The organism is Hydrogenophaga sp. (genome assembly GCF_051007235.1).
In the GTDB taxonomy this organism is placed as follows: domain Bacteria; phylum Pseudomonadota; class Gammaproteobacteria; order Burkholderiales; family Burkholderiaceae_C; genus Hydrogenophaga.
This window is the reverse complement of record NZ_JBPCSJ010000212.1, coordinates 1-3,359: the sequence shown is the minus strand read 5'-3', so window position 1 is coordinate 3,359 and position 3,359 is coordinate 1. Positions and strand designations below refer to the sequence as shown.

Annotated in this window: 3 protein-coding genes; all 3 read left to right on the top strand. The window is 68.7% G+C overall.

From position 1 onward, the window contains the following. The first annotated feature begins 197 nt into the window (after positions 1-197). Positions 198-887: a Crp/Fnr family transcriptional regulator gene (locus ACR2JA_RS07750; RefSeq protein ID WP_434008520.1), complete on the top strand. Its 690-nt coding sequence runs from the start codon at positions 198-200 to the stop codon at positions 885-887. A gap of 121 nt (positions 888-1,008) precedes the next feature. Further along, positions 1,009-2,100 (top strand): tRNA (adenosine(37)-N6)-threonylcarbamoyltransferase complex transferase subunit TsaD, encoded by a 1,092-nt coding sequence (tsaD, locus tag ACR2JA_RS07745; RefSeq protein WP_434008519.1) that lies wholly within the window; start codon positions 1,009-1,011, stop codon positions 2,098-2,100. Positions 2,101-2,227: 127 nt separating this feature from the next. After that, a partial coding sequence (locus ACR2JA_RS07740; RefSeq protein ID WP_434008518.1) for a branched-chain amino acid ABC transporter substrate-binding protein occupies positions 2,228-3,359 on the top strand: 1,132 nt, incomplete at its 3' end.

Here is a 3,359-nt window from a genome sequence, read left to right as displayed (position 1 = left end):
GCACGACTACCTGCCGGCGCTGTTCGGCCAGCAGGGTTACGCGCTGGTGCACCGCCCGCAGGACCTGGTGCAGCGCCTGTCGCTGGTGTACACGCGCTTTCTGCAGAACGCGGGGCGATGACCGCGTCACGCCGTGGGCGTACAGTTGCCCCTTTTTGCGGGAGCGGTGCCGCCGGCACCCACCCTGTGCGTGCCCTATGGACCTGGAACGATTCGACCTGCCCCGCTACCTCTCGATGCTGCCGCTGTTCCAGGAAATGCAGCCGCCCGAGCTGCAGCGCCTGGCCGCCGGCAGCAAGCTGCGCCAGCTCGCCCGTGGGGACGACGTGTTCCGCCTGGGCGAGCGCTGCAACGAATTCCACGTGGCGGTCACCGGACAGATCAAGCTGTTCGCCATCTCGCCCGCCGGGCAGGAAAAGATCATCGAAATCGTCGGCCCGGGCAACAGCTTTGCCGAGGCGCTGATGTTCACCGACAGGCCGTACTTCATCAACGCCCAGGCGCTGAGCGACTGCCTGCTGGTGAGCGTGGGCAAGGATGCGGTCTTGCGCGAAATCGGCAACGACCCGCGCTTTTGCATGCGCATGCTGGCCGGCCTCTCGCGCCGGCTGCACGGCCTGGTCAACGACGTGCAGGCCTACGCCCTGCACAGCGGGGTGGAGCGCGTGATCGGCTATCTGATGCGAGACCTGCCGGAAGACGGGGTGGAAGCCGCCAGCGTGCAGCTGCCGGTGAGCAAGGCGTCCATCGCCTCGCGCCTGTCGATGACGCCGGAGTACTTTTCCAAGGTGCTGCGCGAGCTGGAAGACAAGGGCCTGATCGAGGTCGACAAGCGCGAGATCCGGCTGCTGGACACGCAACAGCTGGCGCGCTATCCGCTGAAGTAGATCCCCCCCGCGCCGGCTGCGCCGTCACCCCCCCCCCAGGGGGCGATGCGAGCGGCCTGGCGGAGCCAGTTCCGCCGCATCCTGGGTGAAGACACCCGCTCCGGCCACTAGACTTCTCCTTATGTTGATTCTTGGATTCGAATCGTCCTGCGACGAAACCGGTGTGGCCCTGGTGGACGCCAGTGGCGCGTCCACGCCGCGCCTGCTGGGCCACGCGCTGCACAGCCAGATCGAGATGCACCAGGCCTATGGCGGCGTGGTGCCCGAGTTGGCCAGCCGCGACCACATCCGCCGCGTGCTGCCGCTGACCGACGCGGTCATGGCCCAGGCGGGGCTGCCGCTGTCGGCGGTGGACGTGATCGCCCACACACGCGGTCCCGGCCTGGCCGGCGCGCTGCTGGTGGGCTCGGGCGTGGCCTGCGCGCTGGGCATGGCGCTGGGCAAGCCGGTGGTCGGCGTGCACCATCTCGAAGGGCACCTGCTGTCCCCGTTCCTGAGCGCCGATCCGCCGCAGTTCCCTTTCGTGGCGCTGCTGGTGTCGGGCGGTCACACGCAGCTCATGCGGGTGGACGGGGTGGGGCGCTACGAGCTGCTGGGCGAAACCATCGACGACGCGGCGGGCGAGGCGTTCGACAAGTCCGCCAAGCTGTTGGGCCTGGGTTACCCGGGTGGGCCGGCCTTGTCGAAGCTGGCGCAGCAGGGCAGCGCCACCGCCTACAAATTCCCGCGCCCGCTGCTGCACAGCGGCGACCTCGATTTCTCCTTTGCCGGCCTCAAGACGGCGGTGCTGACCCAGGTCAAGCGCCTGGCGCACGCCGCGATGGACGGCCCGGCCACGGCCCACCTGGCCGATCCGCTGACCGTGCAGCAGAAGGCCGACGTGGCCGCCAGCGTGCAGGCCGCCATCGTGGACGTGCTGGTCAAGAAATCGCTGGCTGCGCTCCGGGCGACCGGCCTGAACCGCCTGGTGGTGGCCGGCGGCGTGGGCGCCAACGCGCTGCTGCGCCAGCAATTCAACGCCGTCTGCGCTCTGAGCCAGGTGCGCGTGCATTACCCCGAACTGCACCTGTGCACCGACAACGGCGCCATGATCGCGCTGGCCGCCGGCCTGCGCGTGCAGGCCGGTCTGGCCGACCTCTCGGCCGGTGCCGGCTACCGCTTCAACGTCCGCCCCCGCTGGCCGCTGGCCGACCTCGTCGCCGAGCAGGCCTGAACCGGGGAATACCGGGGTGGGGTAGGGTCTGTAATTAGGAATTACACTCCGCCACCCTGTCGCTTGGGCGACTGTTCGGCCCCAAGGCCGGTTGGACCCGCGACACCGAACCACGGAGTGAGATCACATGACATTTTCTGAAACCTGGGCGCGCCGCGGCGTGCTGGTGGCGCTGCTGGCCGGCGCCCTGTCGGCCACCACGGGGCAAGCCCAGACGGCCGGCGAACCCATCCGCATCGGCATGATCGAAGGCCTGTCGGGCCCGTTCGCCAACACCGGCGAGGCGGTGTTCCGCAACCTGGTCTGGGCCACCGAGCGCGTCAACGCCCGCGGCGGCGTGAAGCTGCCCGCCGCGCAAGGGGGTAACCGCCCGCTGGAGATCGTGCGCTTTGACAGCAAGGGCCAGACCGAAGAGGCCCTGTCGGCGCTGCGCTCGGCCATCGATAAGAACATCACCATCGTCACCCAGGGCAACTCGTCGGCCGCCGCGGCCGGCCTGATCGACGCGCTGAACAAGCACAACGAACGCGACCCGGCGCGCCAGGTGGTGTTCCTCAACTACTCCGCGGTGGACCCGGTGCTGACCAACGCTCGGTGCAGCTACTGGCATTTCCGCTTCGACGCCCACGCCGACATGCGCATGAGCGCGCTGATGAGCGTGGTCAAGGAAGACAGGGCACTCAAGGGTATCTACCTGATCGGGCAGGACTATTCCTTCGGGCAGGCCGTGCTGGCCGAAGCGCGCCAGCAACTGGCCGCCCAGCGCCCCGACGTGAAGATCTTGGGCGACGAGCAGCACCCCATGGCCCGCATCAAGGATTTCGCGCCCTACGCCGCCAAGATCAAGGCCAGCGGCGCCCAGGCCGTGCTCACCGGCAACTGGGGCAATGACCTGACCCTGCTGGTCAAGGCCGCGCAGGAAGCCGGCTTTGAAGGCACGTTCTACACCTTCTATGGCAACGCGCTGGGCGCGCCGGCCGCCATGGGCGACGCCGGCATTGGCAAGGTGGTGGCGGTGGCCGACTGGTTCCCCAACGTGCCGGGCAGGGCGTCAGAAAGCTTCTACCAGTCGTTCCGCCAGCGCTTCCCGAACCCGGCCGACGACTATGTGCACATGCGCATGCAGCTCATGATCGAGTCGTTGGCGCAGGCCATCGAGAAGGCTGGTTCGACGAAGGCTGCCGACATCGCCGCCCAGCTCGAAACGGTCCAGGTCACCCTGGCTGGGCAGACCGCCCGCATGCGCGCCGCCGACCACC

Bases quoted from the DNA above. Each gene is read 5' to 3' on its own strand.
- ACR2JA_RS07750 (WP_434008520.1), top strand. From the start codon at position 198: ATGGACCTGGAACGATTCGACCTGCCCCGCTACCTCTCGATGCTGCCG.
- tsaD (WP_434008519.1), top strand. From the start codon at position 1,009: ATGTTGATTCTTGGATTCGAATCGTCCTGCGACGAAACCGGTGTGGCC.